This is a genomic window from Shouchella phoenicis (assembly GCF_047238345.1).
Classification (GTDB): domain Bacteria; phylum Bacillota; class Bacilli; order Bacillales; family Bacillaceae_D; genus Shouchella.
This window is the reverse complement of record NZ_JBDFMQ010000001.1, coordinates 2,301,506-2,328,042: the sequence shown is the minus strand read 5'-3', so window position 1 is coordinate 2,328,042 and position 26,537 is coordinate 2,301,506. Positions and strand designations below refer to the sequence as shown.

Annotated in this window: 27 protein-coding genes and 1 pseudogene; 18 read left to right on the top strand and 10 right to left on the bottom strand. The window is 40.2% G+C overall.

Features of this window, described 5'->3' with window-relative positions; translation table 11 throughout:
- Window positions 1-4: 4 nt before the first annotated feature.
- The 4 genes and pseudogenes from rnjA to ABC361_RS12440 all read right to left on the bottom strand — a co-directional run.
- Entirely contained in the window at window positions 5-1,672 is a 1,668-nt protein-coding gene (gene rnjA / locus ABC361_RS12455) for a ribonuclease J1 (protein ID WP_413074266.1), read from the bottom strand.
- Window positions 1,673-1,882 (bottom strand): DNA-dependent RNA polymerase subunit epsilon, encoded by a 210-nt coding sequence (locus ABC361_RS12450; protein ID WP_413074265.1) that lies wholly within the window; start codon window positions 1,880-1,882, stop codon window positions 1,673-1,675.
- 282 nt (window positions 1,883-2,164) lie between these two features.
- Entirely contained in the window at window positions 2,165-2,716 is a 552-nt protein-coding gene (gene def, locus ABC361_RS12445; protein ID WP_413074264.1) for a peptide deformylase, read from the bottom strand.
- A 174-nt stretch (window positions 2,717-2,890) separates the two neighbouring features.
- A pseudogene (locus ABC361_RS12440) lies at window positions 2,891-2,962 on the bottom strand (YjcZ family sporulation protein); the annotation flags it as partial.
- Between the two features lie 299 nt (window positions 2,963-3,261).
- Between ABC361_RS12440 and ABC361_RS12435 the strand changes: the two are divergent.
- The 10 genes from ABC361_RS12435 to opp4C all read left to right on the top strand — a co-directional run bounded on the left by ABC361_RS12435 (window position 3,262) and on the right by opp4C (window position 15,180).
- Complete coding sequence (locus ABC361_RS12435) at window positions 3,262-3,912, top strand: YkyA family protein (protein WP_413074263.1); 651 nt, start codon at window positions 3,262-3,264, stop codon at window positions 3,910-3,912.
- 450 nt (window positions 3,913-4,362) lie between these two features.
- On the top strand, window positions 4,363-5,448 hold the full coding sequence (gene pdhA / locus ABC361_RS12430; protein WP_413074262.1) for a pyruvate dehydrogenase (acetyl-transferring) E1 component subunit alpha: 1,086 nt from the start codon (window positions 4,363-4,365) through the stop codon (window positions 5,446-5,448).
- Window positions 5,449-5,451: 3 nt separating this feature from the next.
- Window positions 5,452-6,429, top strand: coding sequence for an alpha-ketoacid dehydrogenase subunit beta (locus tag ABC361_RS12425; RefSeq protein ID WP_413074261.1), 978 nt, complete (start codon window positions 5,452-5,454; stop codon window positions 6,427-6,429).
- Between the two features lie 98 nt (window positions 6,430-6,527).
- On the top strand, window positions 6,528-7,817 hold the full coding sequence (locus tag ABC361_RS12420; protein WP_413074260.1) for a dihydrolipoamide acetyltransferase family protein: 1,290 nt from the start codon (window positions 6,528-6,530) through the stop codon (window positions 7,815-7,817).
- A gap of 3 nt (window positions 7,818-7,820) precedes the next feature.
- Complete coding sequence (gene lpdA / locus ABC361_RS12415; RefSeq protein ID WP_413074259.1) at window positions 7,821-9,227, top strand: dihydrolipoyl dehydrogenase; 1,407 nt, start codon at window positions 7,821-7,823, stop codon at window positions 9,225-9,227.
- 158 nt (window positions 9,228-9,385) lie between these two features.
- Window positions 9,386-10,405 (top strand): ABC transporter ATP-binding protein, encoded by a 1,020-nt coding sequence (locus ABC361_RS12410; protein WP_413074258.1) that lies wholly within the window; start codon window positions 9,386-9,388, stop codon window positions 10,403-10,405.
- Window positions 10,402-11,385 carry an ABC transporter ATP-binding protein gene (locus ABC361_RS12405; RefSeq protein WP_413074257.1) on the top strand — a complete coding sequence of 328 codons (984 nt, stop codon included), beginning with the start codon at window positions 10,402-10,404 and terminating at the stop codon, window positions 11,383-11,385. Before ABC361_RS12410 ends, ABC361_RS12405 begins: the two co-directional genes overlap by 4 nt.
- Before the next feature lie 85 nt (window positions 11,386-11,470).
- The gene (locus ABC361_RS12400) at window positions 11,471-13,216 is read left to right on the top strand and encodes an ABC transporter substrate-binding protein (protein WP_413074256.1); all 1,746 of its coding nucleotides are present in this window, start codon (window positions 11,471-11,473) and stop codon (window positions 13,214-13,216) included.
- Window positions 13,217-13,295: 79 nt separating this feature from the next.
- Window positions 13,296-14,261, top strand: a complete 966-nt coding sequence (locus tag ABC361_RS12395; RefSeq protein ID WP_413074255.1) for an ABC transporter permease — start codon at window positions 13,296-13,298, stop codon at window positions 14,259-14,261.
- Between the two features lie 31 nt (window positions 14,262-14,292).
- Window positions 14,293-15,180, top strand: coding sequence for an oligopeptide ABC transporter permease (gene opp4C / locus ABC361_RS12390; RefSeq protein ID WP_413075769.1), 888 nt, complete (start codon window positions 14,293-14,295; stop codon window positions 15,178-15,180).
- A 40-nt stretch (window positions 15,181-15,220) separates the two neighbouring features.
- Here opp4C and ABC361_RS12385 read toward each other — a convergent pair whose 3' ends face one another.
- The gene (locus ABC361_RS12385) at window positions 15,221-15,613 is read right to left on the bottom strand and encodes a hypothetical protein (protein ID WP_413074254.1); all 393 of its coding nucleotides are present in this window, start codon (window positions 15,611-15,613) and stop codon (window positions 15,221-15,223) included.
- Window positions 15,614-15,730: 117 nt separating this feature from the next.
- A complete protein-coding gene (locus tag ABC361_RS12380) occupies window positions 15,731-17,383 on the bottom strand; it encodes a glycine betaine uptake BCCT transporter (protein WP_413074253.1) in 1,653 nt (550 codons plus the stop codon).
- A gap of 271 nt (window positions 17,384-17,654) precedes the next feature.
- Between ABC361_RS12380 and ABC361_RS12375 the strand changes: the two genes are divergently transcribed.
- On the top strand, window positions 17,655-18,503 hold the full coding sequence (locus tag ABC361_RS12375; RefSeq protein ID WP_413074252.1) for a polysaccharide deacetylase family protein: 849 nt from the start codon (window positions 17,655-17,657) through the stop codon (window positions 18,501-18,503).
- A gap of 190 nt (window positions 18,504-18,693) precedes the next feature.
- Window positions 18,694-18,831 carry a GapA-binding peptide SR1P gene (locus ABC361_RS12370; protein ID WP_099301196.1) on the top strand — a complete coding sequence of 46 codons (138 nt, stop codon included), beginning with the start codon at window positions 18,694-18,696 and terminating at the stop codon, window positions 18,829-18,831.
- A gap of 44 nt (window positions 18,832-18,875) precedes the next feature.
- On the opposite strand, the gene ABC361_RS12365 is transcribed toward ABC361_RS12370, so the two are convergent.
- On the bottom strand, window positions 18,876-20,354 hold the full coding sequence (locus ABC361_RS12365; protein ID WP_413074251.1) for an aminotransferase class I/II-fold pyridoxal phosphate-dependent enzyme: 1,479 nt from the start codon (window positions 20,352-20,354) through the stop codon (window positions 18,876-18,878).
- A 111-nt stretch (window positions 20,355-20,465) separates the two neighbouring features.
- On the opposite strand from ABC361_RS12365, the gene ABC361_RS12360 reads away from it, so the two are divergent.
- Window positions 20,466-20,726: a UPF0223 family protein gene (locus tag ABC361_RS12360; RefSeq protein ID WP_413074250.1), complete on the top strand. Its 261-nt coding sequence runs from the start codon at window positions 20,466-20,468 to the stop codon at window positions 20,724-20,726.
- 133 nt (window positions 20,727-20,859) lie between these two features.
- On the opposite strand, the gene ABC361_RS12355 is transcribed toward ABC361_RS12360, so the two are convergent.
- On the bottom strand, window positions 20,860-21,501 hold the full coding sequence (locus ABC361_RS12355; RefSeq protein WP_413074249.1) for a YktB family protein: 642 nt from the start codon (window positions 21,499-21,501) through the stop codon (window positions 20,860-20,862).
- Between the two features lie 160 nt (window positions 21,502-21,661).
- Between ABC361_RS12355 and ABC361_RS12350 the strand changes: the two genes are divergently transcribed.
- From ABC361_RS12350 to ABC361_RS12340, 3 genes are all read left to right on the top strand, one after another.
- The gene (locus ABC361_RS12350) at window positions 21,662-21,850 is read left to right on the top strand and encodes a hypothetical protein (RefSeq protein WP_413074248.1); all 189 of its coding nucleotides are present in this window, start codon (window positions 21,662-21,664) and stop codon (window positions 21,848-21,850) included.
- A gap of 106 nt (window positions 21,851-21,956) precedes the next feature.
- Window positions 21,957-22,748, top strand: coding sequence for an inositol monophosphatase family protein (locus ABC361_RS12345; protein WP_413074247.1), 792 nt, complete (start codon window positions 21,957-21,959; stop codon window positions 22,746-22,748).
- Between the two features lie 2 nt (window positions 22,749-22,750).
- Window positions 22,751-23,650 (top strand): NAD(P)-dependent oxidoreductase, encoded by a 900-nt coding sequence (locus ABC361_RS12340; RefSeq protein ID WP_413074246.1) that lies wholly within the window; start codon window positions 22,751-22,753, stop codon window positions 23,648-23,650.
- Between the two features lie 21 nt (window positions 23,651-23,671).
- Here ABC361_RS12340 and ABC361_RS12335 read toward each other — a convergent pair whose 3' ends face one another.
- Window positions 23,672-23,854, bottom strand: coding sequence for a DUF5325 family protein (locus tag ABC361_RS12335; RefSeq protein WP_413074245.1), 183 nt, complete (start codon window positions 23,852-23,854; stop codon window positions 23,672-23,674).
- Between the two features lie 194 nt (window positions 23,855-24,048).
- Here ABC361_RS12335 and typA point away from each other — a divergent pair, with 194 nt between their 5' ends.
- Together typA and ABC361_RS12325 are read left to right on the top strand one after the other, a co-directional pair.
- A complete protein-coding gene (gene typA / locus ABC361_RS12330) occupies window positions 24,049-25,887 on the top strand; it encodes a translational GTPase TypA (protein ID WP_413074244.1) in 1,839 nt (612 codons plus the stop codon).
- A 20-nt stretch (window positions 25,888-25,907) separates the two neighbouring features.
- A complete protein-coding gene (locus ABC361_RS12325; RefSeq protein WP_255223399.1) occupies window positions 25,908-26,261 on the top strand; it encodes a YlaH-like family protein in 354 nt (117 codons plus the stop codon).
- Here ABC361_RS12325 and ABC361_RS12320 read toward each other — a convergent pair.
- Entirely contained in the window at window positions 26,258-26,461 is a 204-nt protein-coding gene (locus tag ABC361_RS12320; RefSeq protein ID WP_099301186.1) for a YlaI family protein, read from the bottom strand. The genes ABC361_RS12325 and ABC361_RS12320 overlap by 4 nt on opposite strands.
- Window positions 26,462-26,537: the final 76 nt, after the last annotated feature.

The following is a 26,537-nucleotide window of genomic DNA, read 5'->3' as shown; positions in this document are numbered from 1 at the left end:
TTCCTTATACTTCCATAATGATTGGTAAAATCATCGGTTTCCGTTTTGTTCTTTCGTATAAAAATGGACCGAGCAAATCGGATATTTCGTTTTTGATTTCAGACCATTGATTGGTCTTTCTTTCCATTACTTGATGAAGATGGGCGGTTAATAATTTTTGTGCTTCGTGGATAAGGTCTCCTGATTCACGCATATAGACAAAGCCTCGTGAAATGAGATCCGGTCCAGCAGTTACCTTGAATTCTTTCATATCAAGACTAACTACGACAATTACTAAACCTTCTTCTGATAGAATTCTTCTGTCACGTAAAACAATGTTGCCAATATCGCCAATTCCGTTTCCGTCAACGTATACAGAACCAGATGGAATTTTTCCTACAACGCCAGCTTCATTCGGATGCAGGGCTAGTACATCTCCATTGTCCATAATAAAGCAGTTATCTTGTGAGACGCCGCATTCTTGAGCTAGTTTAATGTGCGTTTTTAACATCCGGTATTCGCCATGGATCGGTAAGAAGTATTGAGGCTTCATTAACCGTAGCATAAGCTTTTGTTCTTCTTGTCCACCGTGACCAGACGTATGAATATCATTTAACGGTCCGTGAATCACGTTTGCACCAGCTCGATAAAGTTGATTGATAATTTTCCCAACCGATAATGTATTGCCAGGGATAGGGGAGCTAGAAAAAACAACGGTATCCCCAGGGATGATCTGAATTTGACGATGAGTGCCAAACGCAATACGTGACAAGGCAGCCATTGGTTCACCTTGACTACCAGTACAAAGAATCGTTACTTGATGGTCAGGGAGTTTATTCAGCTGAGAATGTTCAATAAATGTGTTTTTTGGCGCGTTAATATACCCGAGCTCTTGCCCAATCGCGATGGCCGAATCCATTGAACGTCCAAATACACATACTTTTCGATTGTTAGCAACTGCTGCGTCAATGACTTGTTGCAAACGGTGAATATTTGAAGCAAATGTAGCGAAAATAATGCGTCCATCGACTTTTCGGAAGATGTTGTTAATGCTGTCGCCAACTTTTCGTTCCGACATAGTGAAGTCAGGGATTTCACTATTCGTACTGTCTGAGAGGAGGCATAATACACCTTCTTCACCGATTTTAGCCATTTTTGTTAAGTTCGCTGGCTCTCCAACAGGTGTAAAATCAAATTTAAAGTCACCTGTATGTACAACATTACCTGGAGGCGTTTTAACAACAACGCCATAGGAATCAGGTATACTATGGGTTGTCCGAAAGAACGATACCGATGTTTTCGTAAACTTAATCACTTGGTCTTCAGAAATGGGGTGTAACTTTGCGTTACGAAGTAGGCCATGTTCCTCTAATTTTCCTTTTAGAAGACCAAGAGCCAACTTTCCTCCATATACATCAATGTTTAATTCTCTAAGTAAATAAGGAATTCCACCAATGTGGTCTTCATGACCATGTGTAATAAATAGCCCTTTAATCTTATCTTTGTTCTTTACAAGATACGTATAATCTGGGATCACATAATCAATACCAAGCAAATCGTCTTCCGGAAACATAATTCCAGCATCGATTAAAATGATTTCATCTTGAAACTGAACACCGTACGTATTTTTCCCGATTTCACCCATTCCTCCGAGAGCAAATACGGCGGTTTGATTATTTTTAACTTGTTTCATTTACGCATTCACAACCTTAAAATCTTCACGTTGCTGCTCATACTCTAAGAATGAACCAGTGAGCGGTGTAATGTATTCAATATTATAAGGCTGCTCTACAAGCTTAGCACGAACATCACTAACACTTTCTGCCTCAATATATAAGGATTCTGTACGTTCTCTTACAGGTGCTTGCGAAAAATCTTCTTGAAAAAATACTTTAAAAATCATGAATAAACCTCTCCTTTTACTACCATTGTTTATCTATTATATAGGAAATGAGGCTTTTTAGAAATGCCAAAAAGCCAACCCGTATAAATAATACTGGATGGCTTACAGTCTTGCCACTTTAAAGTGGTCTTACACATCAAGAAATAATGACTTTGGTAAAAGGTCTTTGCACCGTTTTAAGAGTTTTTCGCGCCATTTTTTTAACAAAAGAAAAAACCCCTCTCTACTTTTGCTCTTAGTTTGTAGCTAAGCTAAGAAAAAACACGAGGGGGTTTTTGGGAATTATAATGCATAACCAGGTACGGGCTGTTTAAATGGATCTTCTAGTCCTTCAATGCGATCATAAAACATGACACCGTCTAAATGGTCGAGTTCATGTTGAAAAACAATGGCGATGTATCCGCGTAAACGTAATGTTACTTCTTCGTTGTTATGATCGATTCCTTTTATCGTTAAACGGGCATGTCTCGGAACAATGCCTTCAACTTCACGATCAACGGAAAGGCATCCTTCTCCATTTTCTAATTGATTTTGTTCAATTGAATGGCTAATGACTTTAGGGTTCGCAATTCCTAAACTATATAGTTTATCGTTCTCATCCATCGAATGCACAGCAAACAACCGTTTTGAAATACCGATTTGTGGCGCGGCAAGACCGACCCCTGGGCGCAAGTCGTACTTCTCCGCCAACTCAGGGTCTTGGCTATTCTTTAAGAATTCAAGCATCGATGTGAGCGTATTGCGGTCTTCATCACTTAATGGAATGCTGACTGGTTCAGCCACTTTTCTTAAAACAGGATGTCCTTCACGAACAACATCATTCATCGTAATCATATAAGTACCACTCCTTTCCCTATCTTTCAATAGTTTAAGGATTATTATTCTTATGTGCAAGCAGAAAAAAGCGACACGAATTCCTCGTGTCGCTTTTTTCGCTTATATTTCTTATTTTTTCGGACCGTGACCAGGACCAGGACCTGGACCACAGTCTGGACCTTCGTCAACGCCGCCGGCAAACCAAGATGCACCAACGATAATTAATAGAATGAAGAGAACAACGATTAGTGCAAATCCTTTACCACCACCGCCACCGCAGTTCTGTTGTGCGTAGCCATATCCGTATCCATAAGGCTCACAGCATTGATCGTACCCGTAGTTATATCCGTATTTTTCAGCGTAGCTCATGTTTGAAATTCCTCCTTTAATAACCACCACACTAGGCGATTTATATAGCTATCCTATGCAGAAGTCTTAAAGATGTTTGGATAAATGCCTATTTATTTTTTAAAATAAAAGTAAATGCTTGCCAAATACCTATTTGTTAGATATTGTGAGAGAAGAGAAAAAGAAGTTGAGAAAACTCGAAGGAGGAGAGGTTTTTGTCGAAAAAGTTTATCGCTACTGTAGCCTTTTCAAGCTTGTTTTTAGCAGCTCGTGGACAAACCGCTACAGAGTCGATTCATAGCTCGTTAGAAGAAGCCGCTGAAATAGAAAATGAAGGTTTTGATGAGCTACAGCAACCAATGTTAGATGCTGAGGAGCAAGAAGCAGAGCTTTATTCGCAAATTGTCGATTTAGATATGGATGCTTACGATGAAATCGTCGAATTATCGGATCAAGCAATTGCATCTGTTAACGAACGTCGTGAACTGCTCGCAGAGGAAAAAGAAAGCATTGAAGAAGGTTTTAGTGCGTTTGAAGATGCCGTAAGTGATTTTTCCGAACTAGAGGACGACAATTTGGTTGACTTAGCAACTAATGTTCAAGAAGCGATGGATAATCGCTATGCAAGCTATCAAGACTTACATACTATTTATGAAGAATCGTTAGACTTGGATGAACAATTATATGAAATGCTTAAAGATGAAGATTTAGATGCAGAAACATTAACCGCACACATAGAGGAAACAAACCAAAAGTATGAAGAACGTCGTGAAGCAACGGAGCAGTTTAACGAATATACGACAGCGTATAATGATGCAAAACGTGAATTTTACGAAGCGTCTGATTTAGAAGTAAGTTTTGAATAAGCTTTAGCTTGTCGACCATGTCGATGAGCTTTTTTATATTTAAAAGGGCGCGGGGAAAGTGTTTTGATTGATTGCGGTTACATGGAAACACTTAAAAACCTATCTGTATTAGTTCAGATTTGATGTATACTATAACACATGTATTTTTGAAGCGTTTCCAAAGATTGTTATTAAAATCGCAATTAATAAGTGTGCAAAAGGATTGACGATTGTTAGGTCATTCATGTAGACTAACAATCAGTAGGGAGTTGTACTACTAGATATTCCATTTCATTGTAACAGATGACCGCATGTTTCTTACGTAAACAACTGTCTGGTTTAACAACGTCTTATTGCGGTTATGTAATCTTTAGGATTGGGCATGCTAACAGTGCATTTTTCATATGAAAAACGTATACAAGCAAGATTTCACATACCGCTTTTAACTAACTGAAAGGATTGGTGAACAAATTGAGTACAAGAACAATTGATCAAGTTGAAGAACAATTTGAGACCTTCCAGATTCTTAACGAAGAAGGAGAAGTCGTAAATGAATCAGAAATGCCTGATTTAAGCGACGAACAATTACAAGAATTAATGCGCCGTATGGTCTACACGCGTATTTGGGATCAGCGTGCGATCTCTCTAAACAGACAAGGACGATTAGGTTTCTACGCGCCTACAGCAGGACAAGAGGCATCTCAACTTGGTTCTCACTTTGCGTTAGACCAACAAGACTGGATCTTGCCTGGGTACCGTGATATCCCACAAATTGTATTCCATGGTTTGCCATTACACCAAGCGTTTTTATGGTCTCGTGGCCACTTTAAAGGAAGCCAATATGAAGATGGACTAAACATTGTGGTTCCACAAATCATTATCGGTGCACAGATAATCCAAACTACAGGTGTTGCGCTTGGACTTAAGCGTAAAAAGAAAGATAACATTGCAATCACATATACAGGTGATGGCGGTGCGTCACAAGGTGATTTCTACGAAGGAATTAACTTTGCTGGTGCATACAATGCGCCTGCTGTATTCATCGTTCAAAACAACCGTTTTGCAATTTCTGTACCAGTGGAAAAGCAATCTGCTGCAAAAACGATTGCGCAAAAAGCAGTTGCTGCTGGAATTGAAGGCATTCAGGTAGATGGAATGGACGTACTTGCAGTGTATAAAGCAACACTTGACGCTCGTAAGCGCGCATTAGCTGGAGAAGGTCCTACATTAATTGAAACATTAACGTATCGTTATGGTGCTCACACAATGGCTGGTGATGATCCAACTCGTTACCGTACATCTGAAGAAGATGACGAGTGGGCGAAGAAAGATCCACTTATTCGTTTCCGTAAATTCCTTGAAGGCAAAAAGCTTTGGAGTGAAGAGAAAGAAAACGAAGTCGTTGAACAAGCAAAAGAGGAAATCAAACAAGCGATTAAAGATGCAGACCAAACACCTAAGCAAAACGTTACAGACTTGCTAGGGTTCATGTTTGAAAATCCTCCAGTGAACATTCGTGAGCAATTGGAAGAGTATACGGCAAAGGAGTCGAAGTAACCCATGGGTAATTGGACAATGGCGCAAGCGATTACGGATGCCATGCGTAATGAGCTTAGCAAAGATGAAGATGTACTCGTTTTTGGTGAAGATGTCGGCCAAAACGGCGGCGTTTTCCGTGTAACAGAAGGTTTACAAAAAGAATTCGGTGAAGAGCGTGTATTTGATACACCACTTGCTGAATCTGGTATCGGTGGTTTAGCGATTGGTTTAGCCCTTACTGGACACCGTCCTGTAATGGAAATTCAATTCTTCGGTTTCGTATTTGAAGTATTTGATTCAATTGCAGGTCAAATGTCACGCTGGCGTTTCCGTTCAGGCAATAAGCAAACAATGCCTGTTACGGTTCGCTCTCCATTTGGCGGCGGTGTGAAAACACCTGAAATGCACGCAGATTCTTTAGAAGGGTTAATGGCACAAACACCTGGACTTAAAGTCGTTATTCCATCTAACCCGTATGATGCAAAAGGTCTTTTAATCTCAGCGATTCGTGACAACGATCCCGTTGTATTCCTTGAGCACATGAAATTGTATCGTTCATTCCGTCAGGATGTTCCTGAAGATGAATACACAATTGAGCTAGGGAAAGCTGATACGAAGCGTGAAGGAAAAGATATTACGATCATCGCTTATGGTGCTATGGTACAAGCTTCGATGAAAGCTGCAGAAGAGCTTGCTGAAGAAGGCATTGAAGCAGAAGTAATCGATTTAATGACGGTTAGCCCATTTGATGTGGAAACGGTTGTTGCGTCTGTTGAAAAAACAAACCGTGCAATTGTTGTACAAGAAGCACAAAAGCAAGCTGGAATTGCATCACAAATCGTGGCAGAAATTACAGAGCGTGCGATTCTTTCATTAGAAGCACCTGTACTTCGTGTCACTTCACCTGACACGGTTTATCCATTCGCTGCAGTTGAAGATGCATGGTTGCCAAACCCAGCAATTATTGTTGATAAGGCGAAAGAAGTTATTAACTTTTAAGTAACGAAACGAAGAAAGTGACGAAGCTAGTCGAAAACTAGGTCGTTCTTTCTTTTATAGAGATTGAATTCGAGTTATAATGAAGGAGGCGCTTAGCCGTGGCTTATAAATATAAACTGCCAGAAGTGGGCGAAGGAATCCATGAAGGCGAAATTGTAAAATGGTTTGTCAAAGAAGGCGACGAAATTAAAGAAGATGATATCCTTCTTGAAGTACAAAACGACAAATCTGTAGTGGAACTGCCATCTCCAGTTGATGGGAAAGTACTTGAAGTAAAAGTAGACGAAGGAACAACAAGCTACGTTGGAGACGTTATCTTAGTCATTGATGACGGTTCTGAAGACGATGGTGAAGAAGAAAGTGGTAGCGAAGAGTCTGGGAAAGACGATAAAGCAGAAGCTTCTTCTGAAGAAGAAAAAACAGAAGAAAAAGCTGCTCCGTCAGCAGATTCAGATTCAAGCGACGACGCTCGTGTAATTGCGATGCCATCTGTGCGTAAATATGCGCGCGAAAAAGGCGTAACGATTTCAAGTGTAAAAGGCTCTGGTAAAAATGGTCGCGTTGTAAAAGAAGATGTGGATGCATTCTTATCTGGCGATCAAAGCGAAGACAGGTCTTCTGCAGCTGATCAACAAGAAGAAAAAGAATCAAAAGCAACAACTTCTGCACCGGCTGCTTCTAGTGAACAATTAGAAGAGCGAGTACCGTTAAAAGGTATCCGTAAAGCAATTGCCAAAGCAATGGTGAAGTCGAAGCAAACAGCACCTCACGTTACACATCTTGACGAAATTGATGTAACAGCACTAGTTGCTCATCGTAAACAGTACAAGCAAATTGCAGCTGATCAAGGAACGAAGCTAACGTATCTTCCTTACGTTGTCAAAGCGTTAACGTCTGCAATCCGTAAGTACCCTGCCATGAACGCATCAATTGATGACGAAGCAGGCGAAATTGTTTACAAAAAGTACTTTAACATTGGAATCGCAGCAGACACGGATCAAGGTTTAGTTGTTCCAGTTGTTAAAGACGCAGACCGTAAATCAATCTTCCAATTGGCAGATGAAATTAATGAGCTAGCTGGAAAAGCCCGTGATGGTAAACTTTCTGCTGCAGATATGCAAGGCGGATCAGCAACAATTTCCAACCTTGGTTCTGCAAGTGGACAATGGTTTACGCCAGTAATTAACCACCCAGAAGTAATGATTCTTGGGATTGGTCGAATTGAAGAGAAGCCAGTCGTAAAAGATGGCGAAATTGTTGTGGGCACAATGCTATCACTATCAATTAGCTATGATCACCGTTTAATTGATGGTGTAACAGCGCAAAGTGCATTAAATCAAATCAAGCGTTTGCTTAATGACCCACAATTACTATTGATGGAGGGGTAAGACATGGTTGTAGGAGATTTCGCACAAGAAGTAGATACGCTCGTAATTGGTTCTGGTCCAGGAGGCTATGTGGCTGCTATTCGCGCAGCCCAGCTTGGACAAAAAGTAACAATCGTTGAAAAAGATAGCATGGGTGGTGCTTGTTTAAACGTTGGATGTATTCCGTCAAAAGCGTTAATTCAAGCAGGTCACCGTGCGCATCAAGCTAAATCTTCTGAAGATATGGGGATTATTGCTGAGAACGTCACGGTTAACTTTGACAAAGTCCAAGAATGGAAAGGCTCTGTCGTTAATAAATTAACAGGCGGCGTTGAAGGATTGTTAAAAGGAAATAAAGTCGAAATCATCCGTGGAGAAGCTTATTTCTCTGGTGAGGATTCCGTTAAAATTATGGATGAGAAGAACTCAAGCACGTACAAGTTTAAGAACTGTATTATAGCTACAGGTTCACGTCCAATTGAAATTCCTTCTTTCAAATATACAGACCGCGTTATTAACTCAACTGGCGCACTTGCATTAAAAGAAGTGCCGAAGAAAATGGTTGTTATTGGCGGAGGTTACATCGGTATCGAGCTTACAGGTGCATACGCAAACCTAGGTACTGAAATCACTGTATTAGAAGGTTCTAAACAAATTTTACCTGGCTTTGAAAAGCAGATGGCGAAATTGGTTGAGAAAAAGCTTAAAGCTAATAATGTTACTTTCCACACAGAAGCAATGGCTAAAGGTGTAGAAGAAACAGATAAAGGCGTTAAAGTAACAGCTGAAGTAAAAGGTGAAGAAACAGTCATTGAAGCGGACTACGTTCTTGTAACTGTAGGCCGTACACCAAATACAGATGAGCTTGGTCTTGAAGGTATTGGGATTGAAATGACGGATCGCGGAATCATCAACATTGATAAGCAGTGTCGTACAAATGTGAAAAACATTTATGCGATTGGTGACATTGTCCCAGGTCCAGCGCTTGCGCATAAAGCTTCCTATGAAGCGAAAATTGCTGCAGAAGCAATTAGTGGCGAAGCATCTGAGATCGACTATTTAGCGATTCCGGCTGTATGTTTCTCAGAGCCTGAACTTGCAACAGTTGGCTATACAGAAGCGGAAGCAAAAGAAGCAGGCTATGATGCGAAAGCGGCGAAATTCCCGTTTGCAGCAAATGGTCGTGCCCTATCTCTTAACGATACAGACGGCTTCATGAAGCTTGTTACACGTAAAGAAGATGGGTTAGTAATCGGTGCTCAAATTGCTGGGCCAAATGCTTCAGATATGATTGCTGAAGTAGGTCTTGCAATTGAAGCAGGTATGACTGCTGAAGATATTGCGTTAACGATTCATGCTCACCCGTCTCTTGGTGAAATCACAATGGAAACAGCAGAAGTAGCGCTTGGAACACCAATTCACACAATGTAATGTAAGCAGTAGTCCTTTATGTGATGTAAAAGTCATATAAAGGACTTTTTTTGCGTAAATAAAATACTGTAAGAAATTCTTTCAAAAAAAGATTGGCAAACGTTCTTTTTGTGCTATAATTATCAAAAAATTAGCAAATTAAAACAACGGAGGTAGAAATGGGAAAGCCATTACTGGAGCTTAATAATGTTAAAACGTATTTTCAAGTAGATAAAAATCGCTTAGTTAAAGCTGTAGATGGCGTAAGTTTTCATATTGCCCAGAATGAAGTTGTCGCGCTTGTCGGTGAATCTGGAAGCGGGAAAAGTATGACCTCCATGTCTATTATGGGCTTAGTTGATCCGCCGGGAGAAGTATCTGGTGAGATTGTACTAAACGGAACAAACTTAAATGGGTTGTCTGCAAAAAAATTAGACAAGTATCGTGGAAAAGACATTGCAATGATTTTTCAAGAGCCAATGACGTCATTGAATCCCGTTTTTTCAATTGGAAATCAGATTATTGAAACAATAAGAAAGCATACGCGTACATCAAAAGCACAAGCGAAAGAACGAGCAATTGAATTACTGAGGCTGGTTGGGTTTAGTCGTGCTGAAGAAAGTTTAACAGAGTTTCCACATCAGTTATCAGGTGGAATGCGACAGCGTGTGATGATCGCAATTGCAATGGCATGTAACCCAAAATTACTAATCGCTGACGAACCAACAACCGCTTTAGATGTAACGATTCAACAGCAAATTTTAGACTTAATGTTAAAAGTAAAAAATGAGTTTCAATCATCTATTTTATTAATTACACATGACTTAGGTGTCGTGGCTGAAACAGCGGATCGTGTGCTTGTCATGTACGGCGGACAAATTGTTGAAGAAGCACCAGCCTATGAATTATTTACAAATCCTAGCCACCCTTATACGCAAGGCCTTTTAAAAAGTATGCCGAACTTAGAAGACGATAAAGAACGGTTAGATGCCATTCGAGGCATGGTTCCTCCTGCTCACCGGTTTCCATCAGGCTGTCGCTTTGCTTCGAGGTGCGATTTTGCCACAGAATTGTGTGCAGACAAAATGCCTGCATTAATTGAAACAGAAGGTGGTAGAAAAGTTCGTTGCCTATTGTATGAAACTGGATCGCTTACACCTGACAAACAACGTCTTCAAGAGAGAGAGGTTCATTCATGATGGATGTTCTTGTAGAAGCAAAAGACATTAAGATGCACTTTCCAATAAAACAAGGTGTCATAAAACGAAGGGTTGGACATATAAAGGCAGTAGATGGAATTTCATTAAAAATTTTTGAAGGAGAATCACTTGGAATTGTAGGCGAGTCAGGCTCTGGAAAATCAACTTTAGGAAGAATTTTGATGCAGTTACAAAATCAAACGAATGGAGACGTTTATTTCCGTGGTGAAAAGATATCCGGCATCTCTAATCGAAAATTAAGACCGTATCGCCGCGATATGCAAATGGTTTTCCAAGATCCATATGCTTCGTTGAATCCAAGAATGAGTATTGGGGAACTAATTGAAGAGCCATTGCTTATTCATAAGACGGTCGAAACAAAAGCAGAGCGGAAAAAAAGAGCCGAAGAATTATTAGAAACCGTCGGTCTTCCGAAACAATCGTATGATAAGTATCCACATGAATTTTCTGGAGGGCAACGGCAGCGAATTGGCATTGCCAGGGCGTTGAGTACGAAACCAAGTTTAATTATTGGTGACGAGCCTGTTTCCGCTCTAGATGTATCGATACAGTCACAAGTCTTAAATTTAATGAAAGATTTACAAGATGAATTTAAGCTTACATATGTTTTTATTGCTCATGACTTAAGTGTTGTCAAACATATTAGTTCAAGAGTAGCGGTGATGTACCTAGGAAGAATTGTCGAAATTGCCAATAAATCTGATTTATATGAAAATAAACTTCATCCTTATACCGAAGCATTAATTTCCGCTGTGCCATCTACAGATGTGACGTTTCAGAAAGAAAAAATTGTCTTAAAAGGAGAGTTGCCGAGTCCAGCGAATCCGCCTGTAGGTTGTGCCTTTCACACCAGATGTCCACATGTGCATGATCGCTGTAAACAGGAAAGACCGGAGTTAGTGGAACATACGCAAAATCATTTTGTCGCCTGTCACTTGTATACAGAGAAAAGCGGATAAGCGTGAATTTTATAGAGGAGGTGAGGCTTCTACATACGAAGGTCTTACCAAAAAAATGGTTAAATACACATAAGGGGGAAGATGTATGAAGAAAAAGCCGTTTTACACATTTCTAGCAACGGCCGTATTTGCAACAGCTTTAGTCGCTTGTAACGGTGGAGATTCAGAAACTGGAACAGATGGCGAAGAAGGGGAAGGCGGAGAAGCAGTCGAAGGTGGATCAATAACGCTCGGAATGACATCTACGCCAGAAAATCAATTTAACCCAATCATTTATTCATCAACATACGATAACAACATTATTACGTTTGTAAATGAAGGTTTAACGACACAAAATAGTGAGCTTGAGTTTGAGCCAGGCTTAGCAAGTGAGTGGGAATTTAGTGACGACATGTTAGAGCTTACGTACCATTTAGAAGAAGGCGTAACGTGGCATGACGGTGAGCCGTTTACAGCAGATGACGTTGTCTTCACGTTCACTTCTATTGCTGATCCTGGCTATACAAGCACAGGGGCAACTCGTCATTCATATGCTAGTTCGTTAGTTGGCTACGAAGAATATTCAAGCGGTGAGTCAGATACGTTTGAAGGGGTAGAAGCGATTGATGAGCATACAGTTCGTTTTTATTTCAAGGAGCCAAACGTAAAAGCATTAGCGGATACAGCGATTGGTATTTTCCCTCAGCATAAATTTGAAGGCGTAGCGGTAGAAGACTTCCCGAATCACGCTGCATCAACGGATGCTGGCGAAGTAATCGGAACAGGACCATTCAAATTACAAAGTGTATTAGAAAATGAGTCTTATGAACTTGTTGCCAATGAAGATTATTGGAAAGGTGCACCGGAACTCGATGCAATTACATGGCGTGTTGTTGATGCAAGTGTATCGGCAGGAATGCTTGAGCAAGGTGAGCTTGATTTTATGCCGAATTATTTCCCAGCGGCTGATTATGATCAAGTTGATGCAGTTGAAACGTTAACGATTAATGAGCAGCCAGCACTTGGTTATCAACATATGTCATTAAAAATGAACCACGGACCAAACGACGATTTGATTAATCCAGATGCTTGGACACCTAATGAGAAATTTGAAGATGTCCGTTTCCGTGAAGCGATCTTTAGCGCCGTTGATCGTCAGTTGTTTATTGATAGTTTCTTAAGAGGACATGGCGAAATGTTAGACGCGCCGTTTGCTGAAGCTTCATGGGTGTACGATCCAGAAGGAGTTGAAGGGTTCACTTATGATCCTGAACATTCAAAAGCGCTCTTAGAAGAAGCTGGCTATGAGGATACGGATGGCGATGGATTTGTAGAGGATCCAGACGGAAATGAGCTTGTTTTAAATATCGACTATCCACTTGGAAATCCTGTTCGTGAGCGTGTAGCGCCAGTTGTAGCAGAGCAGTTAGCGGAAGTTGGTATTAACACAAATGTTCGAAACCCAATGGAAGCAGGCGTCTACTTTGATAACATTCAAAACAACGAAGATGAAGATTTAGATATTTACCTTGCAGGTTGGAGCTTAGCTTCTGGTGACCCGGATCCAGGAGATTTATATCGTTCAACGGCAATGTTCAACTATTCTCGTTTCCAAAGTGACGAGCAGGATCAGCTACTTTTAGAAGCGGTTGACCCAGATCAAGCTTTTGATAATCAAGAGTTTAGACAAGAGAAGTATATGGAATGGGCACAGTTGTTTATTGATAACTCGTATGTTCTTCCTCTTTATGCAGAAAGTGAAATCTCTGTCTATAATTCTCGTTTACAAGGTGTAGAGTTCTTGCCACATACGTACACAAACGATACGCATTTATGGTACGTAACGGAGTAGGAATGGGATGTAAAGGGGGCAGCAACGATTATCTGCTGCTTTCTTTTCTTCATTTGTTAGGCAGACAGGAGGAAAAACGATGACAAAATTTATTATCCGGCGACTACTGTTATTTATACCGATGCTTGTCATTGTAACGATGGTTGTTTTTTTCTTCGCATGGTTAGCTCCAGGTGATGCGTTAACTGGAGAGATTGTTGACCCATCTTTACCTGCAGAGGTTTTGGAACAACAAAGAGACTTGCTAGGCTTAAATGATCCTTTCATTGTTCAATATTGGAACTGGTTATCAAATATCGTTCAAGGTGATTTAGGTCAATCCATGAGTTTTAATGGAAGAGACGTAAGTGACTTAATCTTACAGCGTTTAGATAATACGTTTTATTTAGGTGTTTTCTCGTTGTTTATCACATTGTTGTTTGCTATCCCAATCGGTATTTATTCGTCAAGAAAGAAATACTCTGTTTTGGACTATAGTGCAACAACATTTGCGTTTTTAGGATTAGCGACACCGAATTTCTTTGCAGCGTTACTAGGAATCTATTTATTTTCATTTACATTAGGTTGGCTGCCCACTCAAGGGTCAATGGCTTCACCAAGTTTAACAGGCTGGGATGCGTTTGTTAGTCGACTTCATCACTTAATATTACCAGGTATTACGTTAGGGCTCTCTAGTACAGCCGTCTTTTTACGTTACTTACGATCAGAAATGCTTGATTTAAAAGGCAGCGATTTTATTCGAACAGCACGTGCCAAAGGAGTTGGCTCAAATTCAGTTCTGTACAAGCATACATTGCGAAATGCCTTAATTCCGATTATTACGTTGCTCGGTATAGAGTTTGGGACGATCTTAAGTGGGGCGATTATTATTGAAACCGTCTTTGGTTACCCAGGAATTGGAACGCTCTTTGTTTCATCACTAGCAAATCGGGATTATCCAGTTATTATGGCAATCAACTTAATTGCAGCGATGACAATCTTAGTTGGAAATTTATTGGCAGACATATGCTATGCGATAGCAGATCCACGAATTCGATTAGACTGAGGTGAGACCATTGGAACCAAAACGAGTAGATATGCAGCCTTCACCGCCTCAATTCACGCATGTAGAGGAAAAAAGCTTAAGCCCGACACGTTTAGCATTTAACCGTTTCAAAAAAAATAAATTAGCGATTACAGGAATTGTGTTCCTTGCACTGATGGTTCTAGTCGCAATATTTGCTGATGTTATTGCTACCCACGACCCAACACAAAGTAACTTAGCAAAGGTAGAAGCAAATGCAGATAGTGAAAACATTCTTGGTACAGATCAATCAGGTCGAGATAACTTTTCTCGCTTGGTGCACGGTGCCCGTATTTCGTTGACCGTCGGTTTTTTTGCAATGCTTTTTACCGTGCTAATCGGTGGAAGCTTAGGATCAATAGCTGGATATTATGGAGGGAAAGTTGACTCAGTTATTATGAGGGTAACAGATGGGATGTTAATTTTTCCGTTTTTACTATTATTTTTAACGATTGTTGCCGTGTTGCAAAATATTACCGTTCCAATTTTCATTTTCGTTATTGCCCTAACATCGTGGACAGGTATTTGTCGGATGTTACGTGGAACGTTTCTTTCCATTAGAGAAAAGGAATACATATTAAGTGCAAGAAGTATTGGTTGCTCAGACTTAAGAATTATTCGTAAGCATTTTATTCCCAATGCTGTAGGTCCGATCATTGTAAATGCAACCATTATGATGGCTTCAATGATAGTGGCTGAATCGGCATTGAGTTTTATTGGCTTTGGTATTCCTCAGCCAACACCAACTTGGGGTAATATGTTAACGGAGGCACAAAGTGTAAGGATTTTACGAAATAATCCAGAAGCTTGGATTCCGCCTGGTTTATGTATCGTCTTGACCGTTCTGGCCATTAACTTTATTGGAGATGGTTTACGGGATGCGTTTGATTCAAAATCATAGAAAGGAATAAGAGGAGATAAGTGTTTATGCTTATCTGCTCTTATTTTATTGATTGGTGAATGTCACGAACGACTTGTTCAAACTCTTGTTTGCCGGATAGTCGTAACACTTCTTCTTCCCCTTTATAAATGAGTAGGCAGGGGAATGTGTCAACATCAACATCATAATATGAGACAGAACGTCGATCTGTTGATTCTTTAAAAATAAATTCATGAAAGGAGAAAAGGTCATTTGTTTGTAAGTGTTGAATGGCATTGTAGTATACACGCTCTTTGGCAAGCTTATTCTCATCAGAGAATAAGATGAGTACGATTTGACTGCTTTCGCTGGAATGAGATTTTCCTGTAGTCGTTGAACCAGGTATCAAAGAAAAAATAGCAATGAGAATAATGGCACTAAACGAAATCGTAAAGACAATATGACGTTGTTTCATTCTTTACCATCCTCTCTTTGAAATTAACCATTATGTTTCCATACCCTTATAAAACAGGGAAAAAACGTAAAATGTTGAAAGGAAAAAAACACCTTCAATTCGAAGGTGTTTTTTGGCTTACTCTTTATCTTTGTTATCGTCTTTTTCTACTTCATCGTTTGTTTTTTGCAGACGACGACGCTCTTTCTTAAGTAGTTGTTGCTCGCGTTTAACGCGTTCACGTTCGTTACGTAAAGCAAGTCGCTCCTGGCGAAGACGTTCTCGACTAACCGTTAATGTTTCCTTCTCATTTCGTAGCTCTTTAAAGAGAGAGACGATCATGAGAATGATAATGATGGCAAACGGGAAGGCGCCAATAATGGAGGCGGTTTGTAAGGCATCCAAACCTTCTTCACTTGTCACGAGTAAGACACCCGCTGTACCTGCAATAATTAATCCCCAAATTAATTTTACCGAATTTGGTGGATTTAAATTACCGCCAGTTGTTTGCATTCCTAACACAACTGTTGCTGAATCGGCAGAAGTAATAAAGAAAGAAGCAATTAATAAAACCGTGATGAGGGCGACAAAGAAGGTGAGTGGGAACTGTTCAAGTAGGGCAAATAACGCCATTTCTGTTCCACCTTCTTGCATTTGCGCATACAAGCCACCATCATTACTTTCAAAGAAAATGCTTGATCCTCCGAAGACGCTAAACCAAAAGGCGCCGAATAACGAAGGAAGAGCAATGACGCCAATGACGAACTCTCGAATGGTACGTCCGCGAGAAACACGGGCAATAAACGCACCAACAAATGGTGACCAAGAAATCCACCAAGCCCAGTAGAAGAGGGTCCAATCTTGCACCCAAGAAGAGTCAGGGTCATAGACATCCATACTAAAGCTCATCCCAAAAAAGTTTTGGACGTAGCTTCCAATTCCTTGCGTGAAAACACCCATAATATAGCTGGTCGGTCCGAGTAACAAGACGAAAGCCATTAACAAGATGGCTAAACGAACATTAAAGTTACTTAAAATCCGGATGCCTTTATCAATACCGGTTGTTGCTGAGATTGAGAATAATACCGTTACAATTAGAATAACTGCAATTTGAAATACATTGTAATCAATTGAATCAAGAGATGGGAATAAGTAAATGAGACCTGCCGTAATTTGGGCAGCCCCAAATCCTAATGATGTTGCCGTACCAAAGATTGTGGCAAAAACAACAAAGACATCAATTGTTTTCCCAATTGGACCGTGTACACGGTGGCCAATAAGAGGACGGAATGTTGAACTAAATAATGCAGGTTCGTCTTTTCGATATTGGAAATACGCAAGCGTTAATGCAACCACAGAATAAATGGCCCAAGGGTGTATGCCCCAGTGGAAAATGGAATAACGCATGGCTTCAGCAGCAGCTTGCTGTGTACCAGGTTCTGCATTAGCAGGTGTGAAAAAGTGCGATAATGGTTCAGCGGAACCCCAAAAGACAAGTCCAATTCCCATACCGGCTGTAAATAAAAAAGCGAACCAGGTTAAATATGTATATTCTGGTTTTTCGTCTGGTTTTCCTAAACGAATACTTCCGAATGGGCTCACAATTAGGTAAATCCCGACCGCAACATAAAATGTAGCGGATAGTAAATAAAACCAACCTAATTCAGTTGAAATAAAACTTTGAATGTTTTCTGTCACTTCTAGCATATTTTCTGGAAAAACAACACCCCAAAAAATGAATGCAAGAGCAACGGCAACAGAGATGTAAAATACCGACGTTGCTTGCTTCATATTGATTGTCAACCTTTCCAAATGATTTTCATTTTTTAAAACAAGACAAAATCATACCATACATTATTTTAATGTGCCAGTATGCATCTTGATATAGACAACGTTGTTTACCCTTTTCCGAGGGTGAGTAAACCTGTTTGTAGTATGAAAAAAAAGAGGAATTTTATACATATGTCGAATTGATGGCTTTTTTTCAAGTTGCTTTTTTGCTGTCGAAATAAGGAAAAAAATGTTATGATGAGGCGAGAACATTCTGAGAGGGGTCAACGTAATGAAGAAATGGCTTTTAGTACCTGCTGTAAGTTTACTTGCTTTATCAGCTTGTGGTTCTGATGAGAATGACAATTCATCTGAAACGGTCAATGTAGATGGGGACGAGCAAACAGAACAAAATACAGAAGTAGATAGTGAAACAGAAGATACAGAAGACGAAGCGGTTGAGAATGAAGACGCAGCTTCAGCTGATGAAGGTGAAGATGAAGAAGTAGAAGTTGTTTACGAAATTAACCCAAATATGTGGACAGTAGAACCGATTGAAGGAACAGATGCAGATCCAGAAGTGGTTTTACTTACAATTGATGACGCACCAGATAAGCATGGTGTTGAGATGGCGGAAACATTGAAAGAACTCAATGCTCCGGCAATCTTTTTTGTGAATGCTCACTTTATTAACACAGATGAAAAAGCTGACGAATTAAAACAAATTCACGAAATGGGCTTTGAAATTGGGAATCATACGATGAGTCATCCGAACTTAAGAGAAATCTCTGAAGAAGAACAATACAATGAGATTGTTGATTTAAATGATAAGATTGAAGATATTATTGGAGAACGACCAAGATTTTTCCGTGCACCATTTGGAGCAAATACGGATTATGTAAAAGAAGTTGTGGAACAAGAAGATATGACGCTTATGAACTGGACGTATGGCTATGACTTTACAGAAGGTTATATGACGGAAGAAGCAATTGCAGATATTATGGTGAACGCACCGGAATTAGGGAATGGTGGCAATCTTCTTATGCACGATCGAGAGTGGACGAACGCTGCCCTTGAAGACATTGTTACTGGTCTGCAAGACAAAGGCTATGACTTTGTTGATCCTGATCAATTAAAATAATTACAAATGAAACCCTTGCCCTTTGGCGAGGGTTTTTATTATATGTTCGGCTGCAACTAAATATGATCATTAATCAGGCGATTAAAAAATAATTGTGACACACTAATTAAAGGTTGACGAATATAATAAGACATACTATTATAGGTAGTAAGGAAACGAAAGCGATTACAATTACTGAGGAGGATGTATTGTGGGAACATTCATATGTCAAGTTTGCAGCCAGACATTAGGTCACTTTGAGGGAGAGAAAGTAAGTCGCCTTTATGCTGTATCAAACTGTACGCACTGTCAGGCAAAATCCGCAAAGCCATCTTCATCACAAAAATAAATAAACAAAAAACAACGTAGCATCTCTCGCTACGTTGTTTTTTTTTATACGATGGCTGACTGTTCTTTAATGACCTTTAAAAAAGCAAGTGTTTGATCTTCTGGACCTTGAACAGGTAGACCGGCAGCTATATTTTCTTTTACATAGTCTAAATTCTCTTGAGTAATGAGCTCGCCTGGACTAAGAATGGGAATTCCGGGCGGATACACCATGATAAATTCAGCGATAATTCTCCCTGTAGATTCTTGAAAAGAAACAAATTCTGTTTGCGCATAAAACGCATCTCGAGGAGATAAGGCAAGGGTTGGAATATCTGGTACTTTAACATCAAGCTGAACGGTTTGCTTTTCCGATTGTTTAAAGGAATGGGCTAATTCCGTTAAAGCGTTTAGAAGCAAATCAATCTTTGCCTGATCGTCACCAAGCGTAATAATACAAAGAATATTATAGAGATCAGAAAGTTCTACCTCAATTCCATAGTTGTCACGCAACCAAACCTCGGCTTCATACCCACTAATTGATAACTCATTTAACGAGATAAAGAGTTTCGTTGGGTCATGAGCGAATGTTGCAGATGACGTTAAGCACTCTGTTCCTACGCAATGGATTCCGTCAATAGCATTTAAACGTTCGCGAGCAGAATGGGAAAGATCAATGACTCGAGCGAGCTCAGACCGACCTTTTGTTGCCAAATGTTTTCTTGCAACATCTAGTGAAGCTAATAAGAGATAGGACGTCGATGTTGTTGTTAACATACTCATGATCGCCGTTGTATGGTCAACCGATACAAGTCCAGATTTAACATTTAATACGGAACTTTGTGTGAGTGATCCGCCAAGCTTATGGACGCTTGTTGCAGCCATATCGGCCCCAGCTTCCATGGCACTAATTGGTAGGTCGTCTGAAAAATGAGTATGAATCCCGTGTGCTTCATCAACCAGTACAGGTATTGATGCACTGTGAGCTATTTTTACAATTTCTTTTAAATCACATGCAAAGCCGTAATAAGTTGGGTTAATGACGAGGACGGCTTTTGCATCGGGGTGAGCCTCAATGGCACGCTGAATTGATTCTGTTGTAACGCCGTGTGCAATCCCATGCGTACGGTCAACAACTGGGTGAACAAACACAGGCATGGCGCCTGAAAAGATAATGGCGGACATAATCGATTTATGGACGTTCCGAGGAACAATAATTTTATCACCAGGTTTGCAAACACTCATAATCATCGTCATAATAGCACCACTTGTACCTTGTACCGAAAAAAAGGTATAATCTGCACCGAAAGCATTTGCTGCTAATTGCTGGGCTTCGTGAATAAAGCCATGTGGATGGTGAAGATCATCTAGTGGCGCAATATTAATGAGATCAATTGATAGTGCATTTTCGCCAATAAAATCGCGAAAAGACGGCTCCATACCTTGCCCTTTTTTATGACCGGGAATATGGAAAGGAGTTGGATTTTTACTTGCATATTGTTTAAGCCCTGTAAATAAAGGCGTTTTTTGCTGATCAAATTCCATGAAACGAACACCTCATTTCTTTAACACACATGCGTCTAATTTTACGCAAGCAAGAAGAGTATAGCAAATGAAGGTCAATTTCGCTATTAAAAAATGAAAGGATGAGAAAGAATGAATATTCCAATCCGTTACGAATGGAGTCAACAAGAAATTGTCGACGTCGCAGAGTTTTTTGATTTAATTGCTCAGACGCAAGAGAAAGGCGTTGAAGCAAAAAAACTTCGAGAGGCGTATACGATGTTTAAAAATGTCGTGCCGTCAATATCAGAGGAAAAACAAGTGTTTCGAGAAGTCGATGAACAGCTCGGTATATCGTGCTACAAATTAGTAAAACAAGCAAAAGAACACGATTGCATAATTAAAGCCAAGTAAGAGTGAGAAAAAATGAGGTTCTACTTAATCGGCAACTCGTTTTAATTAGACGTCTTACCTCGAAAAAGCAAAGACGATTGATCTTTAGATCAATCGTCTTTTTGGGTGTTCATTCTCTATTGAATGTCTCTGTTTATTCGATAGAAGGTTCGTTTAGTGCTGTGTAGGAAAGCTTGTACAAAGGCAGAAGCGTATCGACTGTCTTTTTAATTTCGCTCATTAATGCTTCGCCATCTTGAACAATAGGATCGTGAGGAGAAACGTGCTTCCCAACAAGGAATTCAGCTTTTTTAACATCTCGAAAACGCTCAAGACTGGCGGTTAAGTCTAACGTTTGAAATGATTCTGCAGGCTTTTTCGTGTGATCAAGGGAAACGACGTAATCTTGAGGAATCGTTGTGTTCAAATCTTCTTCATGTTCGAGAAATAACTTCGCGATGTCCTGCTTACCTGGAAGCTCGTAAATAAAAGCGAGCCAGATAAAAAGATGATCATCAAATAAGCCGACTTGAAAATGAGGGTGTTTCTTGTACCCTCTTTTATTGGATGCGACAGCTAACCACGTATCATTTGGTGGATTTGTAGTACGCCGCGCATGCTGAGCAATGTGAAGGTGCATATCTGTATCAAGGGAGTGTGCCAAATGTGCTCGAAGCTCTTCACCAATGATTTGAAATTTAGGTTGAATGGAAGCGCGAATGGCTTCCATTCGAGGTTCTAACCCTTCAATTGTAAATGTATGAAAATCTTCTTTTGTGAAACCGACATGTGTCATCGTTCATGCTCCTTTCAATCTATAAGCTTAGCTTAGCGAACTTTTTCTAAAAGATCAAACCGCATTGATTTGCGAAACCCTCTAGGCGAAAACCGTTTTTTGTGATATAATATCTGAAAATTAAAAACATGTGCCGACTGGTACAAAAGGAGAGCCGCAGATGAAACAAGTCCTTCCTTCTTTTCAATCATTTGAACCTGAGAACCGTTTGTCCGTCTTGCGCCTTGAAATTGATTACCAATTAATGACGTTGTATGACGCGATTTTAGCAGAGAACAACGAAATGATGAATCAAAGTAAAGCATTATTAGATGAATATAGACAAGAATTGTTAAGTCTTCAAGAGTAAAAGAAAAAGTGCGTTTGTGCTTTTTCTTTTTTTTGAAGTGGAAGAACTTTGTATTCAAAATTGTTTATGAGATAATGTAGGGGAATGAAGCTTGTAGGAGGTAAACATGGACGTGACATGGAGAGAAATTGAGCAGCGAGCAAAAGAGTGGATTATTCAAGCAGGGGAACAAATAAAAGATGCTGTAAATGGCTCTTTCGCTATTGAGACAAAATCTAATCCTGATGACCTTGTAACAGATATTGATAAATCGACGGAGTCATTTCTTTATAAAAAGATTAGCCTTACATATCCAGAGCATCGTTTTTTAGGCGAGGAAGGGATCAGTGAAGCGATCGACCATCTAGATGGGATTGTCTGGATTGTTGATCCAATAGATGGAACGATGAATTTCGTGCACCAGCGACAGAATTTTGCTATCTCCATCGGTATTTACGAAAATGGAACTGGGAAAATTGGGCTTGTTTACGATGTCATGAAAGGGGAACTGTTTCATGCGAATGATCAGGATGGGCTATTTATTAACGAAGAAAAAGTAGATAAACAAACAGAACGACCTCTTCATGAAGCGATTATTGGGCTAAACTCTAATTGGCTGCTTGAGGAACGTCAGTATCAAAAAGCATTAGTCGAAGTAGCGAAAAGTTGTCGTGGAACAAGGTCTTATGGTTCTGCAGCGTTAGAAATGGCCTATGTTGCTGTAGATCGAATAGACGCGTATATTAGCTTGAACTTGTCACCTTGGGACTACGCCGGGGGAGCAATTTTATTAAGGGAAGCTGGGTGCGTATCGACACGGTTAGACAACCAAGAGCTCTCGTTTCTAAAGAAAGGAACGGTTCTAGCTGCTAAGAAAGAGCTCCATCCAACTATTATCGAACATCTTCAGGAGGGATAATTGTGAGAATAGGTTTTATTGGACTTGGGACAATGGGGTTACCGATGGTCAGGCATCTCGTAGATGCTGGATATGAAACGTATGTAGTCAGTCGGAGTAGAGGTCCGATTGAAACAGCTGTTGCGTATGGTGCTGTTGAAAAAGAATCGCCTAGGGATTTAATGGAAGCCGTTGATATGGTGATGACGTGTTTGCCAACACCTAGTTCCATTAAAGACGTTTATGATGGTGAAGACGGATTAATCGCTGGTGCTTCAAGAGGGAAAATCATTATAGACCATTCAACCGTTGACCCAGCTACGAATGAATGGGCGTACAAAGCAAGTGCGCAAAAAGGGACAGCGTTTGTTGACGCACCAATTAGTGGGGGCCCCATGGGTGCAGAAGCTGGCACATTAACAATTATGTGTGGATGTGATGAAGAAGTGTTTCCAGCGATTCAGTCTGTTTTAAGAGCTTTTGGAGATTATATTATTCGTGTTGGAGAAGTCGGAAGTGGCACAACGGTTAAATTACTGAATAACATGCTTATCGGTGTACATCAATCAGCTCTAGCTGAATGCTACGTGATGGCGGAAAAAGCCGGGGTGGATCCTGCGATTGCGTACGACGTAATCAAAAGAAGTGCAGGCTTCTCAAAAAGTATGGACTGGGCGGTAGACGCAATTCTTGATCGTAATTTTGATGCACGGTTCTCAATTAACTTATTGGACAAAGATATTAAGTTAGCGCTAGGGTTAGCTGATGAACTGAATATGCCTCTTGAACTTGTGCAGTTGGGAGCAAGTAAAGTGGCTCACGCAAAAGAAAAATACGGACACCAAGATGTAAGTGCCATTATACGTCCTTTAGAAGAAGCAACTAATACGATTGTCAAAAGACGAACAAAGGAGAACCATTAATGGCTCTCCTTTTTTAACAATTTAATTATGGCTATTCACGTTTTTTTTTCGTAACCCAAACCCAAGTCCCATGGAGACAACAATTCCGATGATAGAGATAACGGCGATTAAAAGACTACGTTCAGCAACTGCAACGCCGATTCCCATAATACATAATACAGTTATGATGGATAGTGTTAGGAATATCACATTTTCTTTATTCAAAACCTGTCTTACCCCCTCTGTTCACTAATAATTAGTGTAACGCTTTCTCGTGCTGAGGGAAAGTATTACGTGTGACAAAAAGGGAAACATTTTTTTAAGGAGAACGTTTTTTAAATAAAATAGGAACTGATTCAACTTTATGCTATACTTAGACAGTTGAACATCTCTATGGTGGAAATAAAGGAGAGAATAAAATGAACGTACGTGAAGATATAAGAAATATTGCGATCATCGCTCACGTTGACCACGGAAAAACGACGTTGGTAGATGAATTGTTGAAACAATCTGGAACGTTCCAGCAACATGAAACAGTTCAAGAGCGCGCAATGGATTCCAATGCTTTGGAAAAAGAACGAGGCATTACCATTTTGGCGAAGAATACAGCGATTAATTACGCAGATAAGCGTATCAATATAATGGATACTCCAGGACACGCTGACTTCGGTGGCGAAGTGGAGCGAATCATGAAAATGGTTGATGGTGTGTTGCTTGTGGTTGACGCCTATGAAGGTTGTATGCCGCAAACTCGTTTTGTATTAAAAAAAGCACTTGAACAAAAGTTGACACCGATTGTCGTTGTGAACAAAATTGACCGTCCAGCAGCCAGAGCAGCTGAAGTGGTTGATGAAGTGGTTGACTTATTTATTGATTTAGGAGCGGATGAAGATCAGCTTGATTTCCCAGTTGTCTATGCATCGGCCATTAATGGAACATCTTCTATGAACCCTGATAAGCAAGAAGATTCAATGAAAGACTTATTCAAGACGATTATTGAGACGATTCCTGCACCAGTTGATAATAGTGATGAGCCACTTCAATTTCAAATTACCTTACTAGATTATAACGATTACGTTGGTCGAATTGGCGTTGGTCGAATTTTTAGAGGGACAATGAAAGTTGGCGAGCAAGTTGCGTTAATGAAGCTTGATGGTTCTGTGAAGCAATTCCGCGTAACGAAAATGTTCGGTTTCCTTGGCTTAAAACGTGTCGAGATCAACGAAGCTAAAGCAGGCGATCTTATTGCTGTTTCAGGAATGGAAGAAATTAACGTTGGCGAGACAGTCTGTCCTATCGACCAACAAGAAGCGCTACCGACATTGAGAATTGACGAACCGACGCTTCAAATGACGTTCCTTGTGAATAATTCGCCATTTGCTGGAAGAGAAGGAAAGTTTGTTACAAGCCGTAAGCTAGAAGAGCGTTTGAAATCTGAATTAGAAACAGATGTAAGCTTACGTGTCGAGGATACTGATTCTCCAGATGTCTGGGTTGTTTCAGGTCGTGGCGAACTTCACCTTTCTATTCTAATTGAGAACATGCGTCGTGAAGGTTTTGAACTTCAAGTGTCTAAACCTGAAGTAATTATTCGCGACATTGACGGTGTCCGAAGTGAACCAGTTGAGCGTGTACAAATTGATGTGCCTGAAGAATATCAAGGTGCTGTTATGCAGTCGATTGGTGAACGTAAAGGTGAACTCGTTAATATGACAAACACTGGAACAGGACAAGTTCGACTTGATTTCTTAGTTCCTGCTCGTGGGTTAATTGGTTATACTACTGAGTTCCTTACGCAAACACGCGGCTATGGCATTATTAACCATTCATTTGATTCGTATCAACCAATGGTTGCTGGTCACGTCGGTGGTCGTCGTCAAGGGGTCCTTGTATCAATGGAAACTGGAAAATCGACGCAATACGGCATTATGGGTGTTGAAGATAGAGGAACCATTTTCTTAGATGCTGGTACTGAAATTTATGAAGGTATGATTGTCGGCGAACATACAAGAGAAAATGACTTGACTGTCAATATTACCAAAATGAAGCAACAAACAAACGTTCGTTCAGCGACGAAAGATCAGACGGTCACGATGAAACGTCCACGTATCTTAACGCTAGAAGAAGCGCTTGAATATTTAAATGACGATGAGTACTGTGAAATGACGCCAGAATCCATTCGTTTACGTAAAAAGATCCTAAATAAATCAGAGCGTGAAAGAGAAGAGAAACGTAAGAAGCTAGCTTCGAATTCATAAGATGAACGAAGGGAGGCATCATGATGCAAAACGAGGAAGAGATGGTACCTGTTGAAAGTCTTTCATGGCTAATGCAGGCAACCTATGAGCAGCCTTGGATTGGGTTTGCAGCTTTTGTTGTAACAACATTGCTTACTGTTCTCGTTTTTAACTTAGGGTTTGCTCGAAAGTTACCAGTGCTGAAAATGGTTGTTGTGTATATTATGCTTATCATTGGAAGCTTTGGCTTATGGTTTTTAGAGTTTGTGTTTGGGGCGCCAATTATGGCAGTGCTCGCAATCTCTGCTTTAGTACTGGGGATTTATCGTTTTCGTTTGTTTATGCACCGAAAAGAAAAAGCACGATCCGAAGAAAATGGAGGGAGCGTTGGTTAAGGCCAATCGCTCTCTTCTTTTTGTCTGTGGGGAACTGAAAAATTTCCTGTCGCTTTCCGCTCGTCTGTTCGCTTCGTAATTCGCTCTTGGCAATGCTCACACATATACGTGTGAATCGGGCGATTGCGGAGTTTTTTTGCTATTACACTATAATCATCAATATCTTCTATTTTATCGCAAATCACACATTGTACTTTCATCTTACGTCTTTACGACCTACACCTCTCTTTACCTCTATCTAGTTCTTAGTGTATCGAATTACAGAACAAAAAGAAA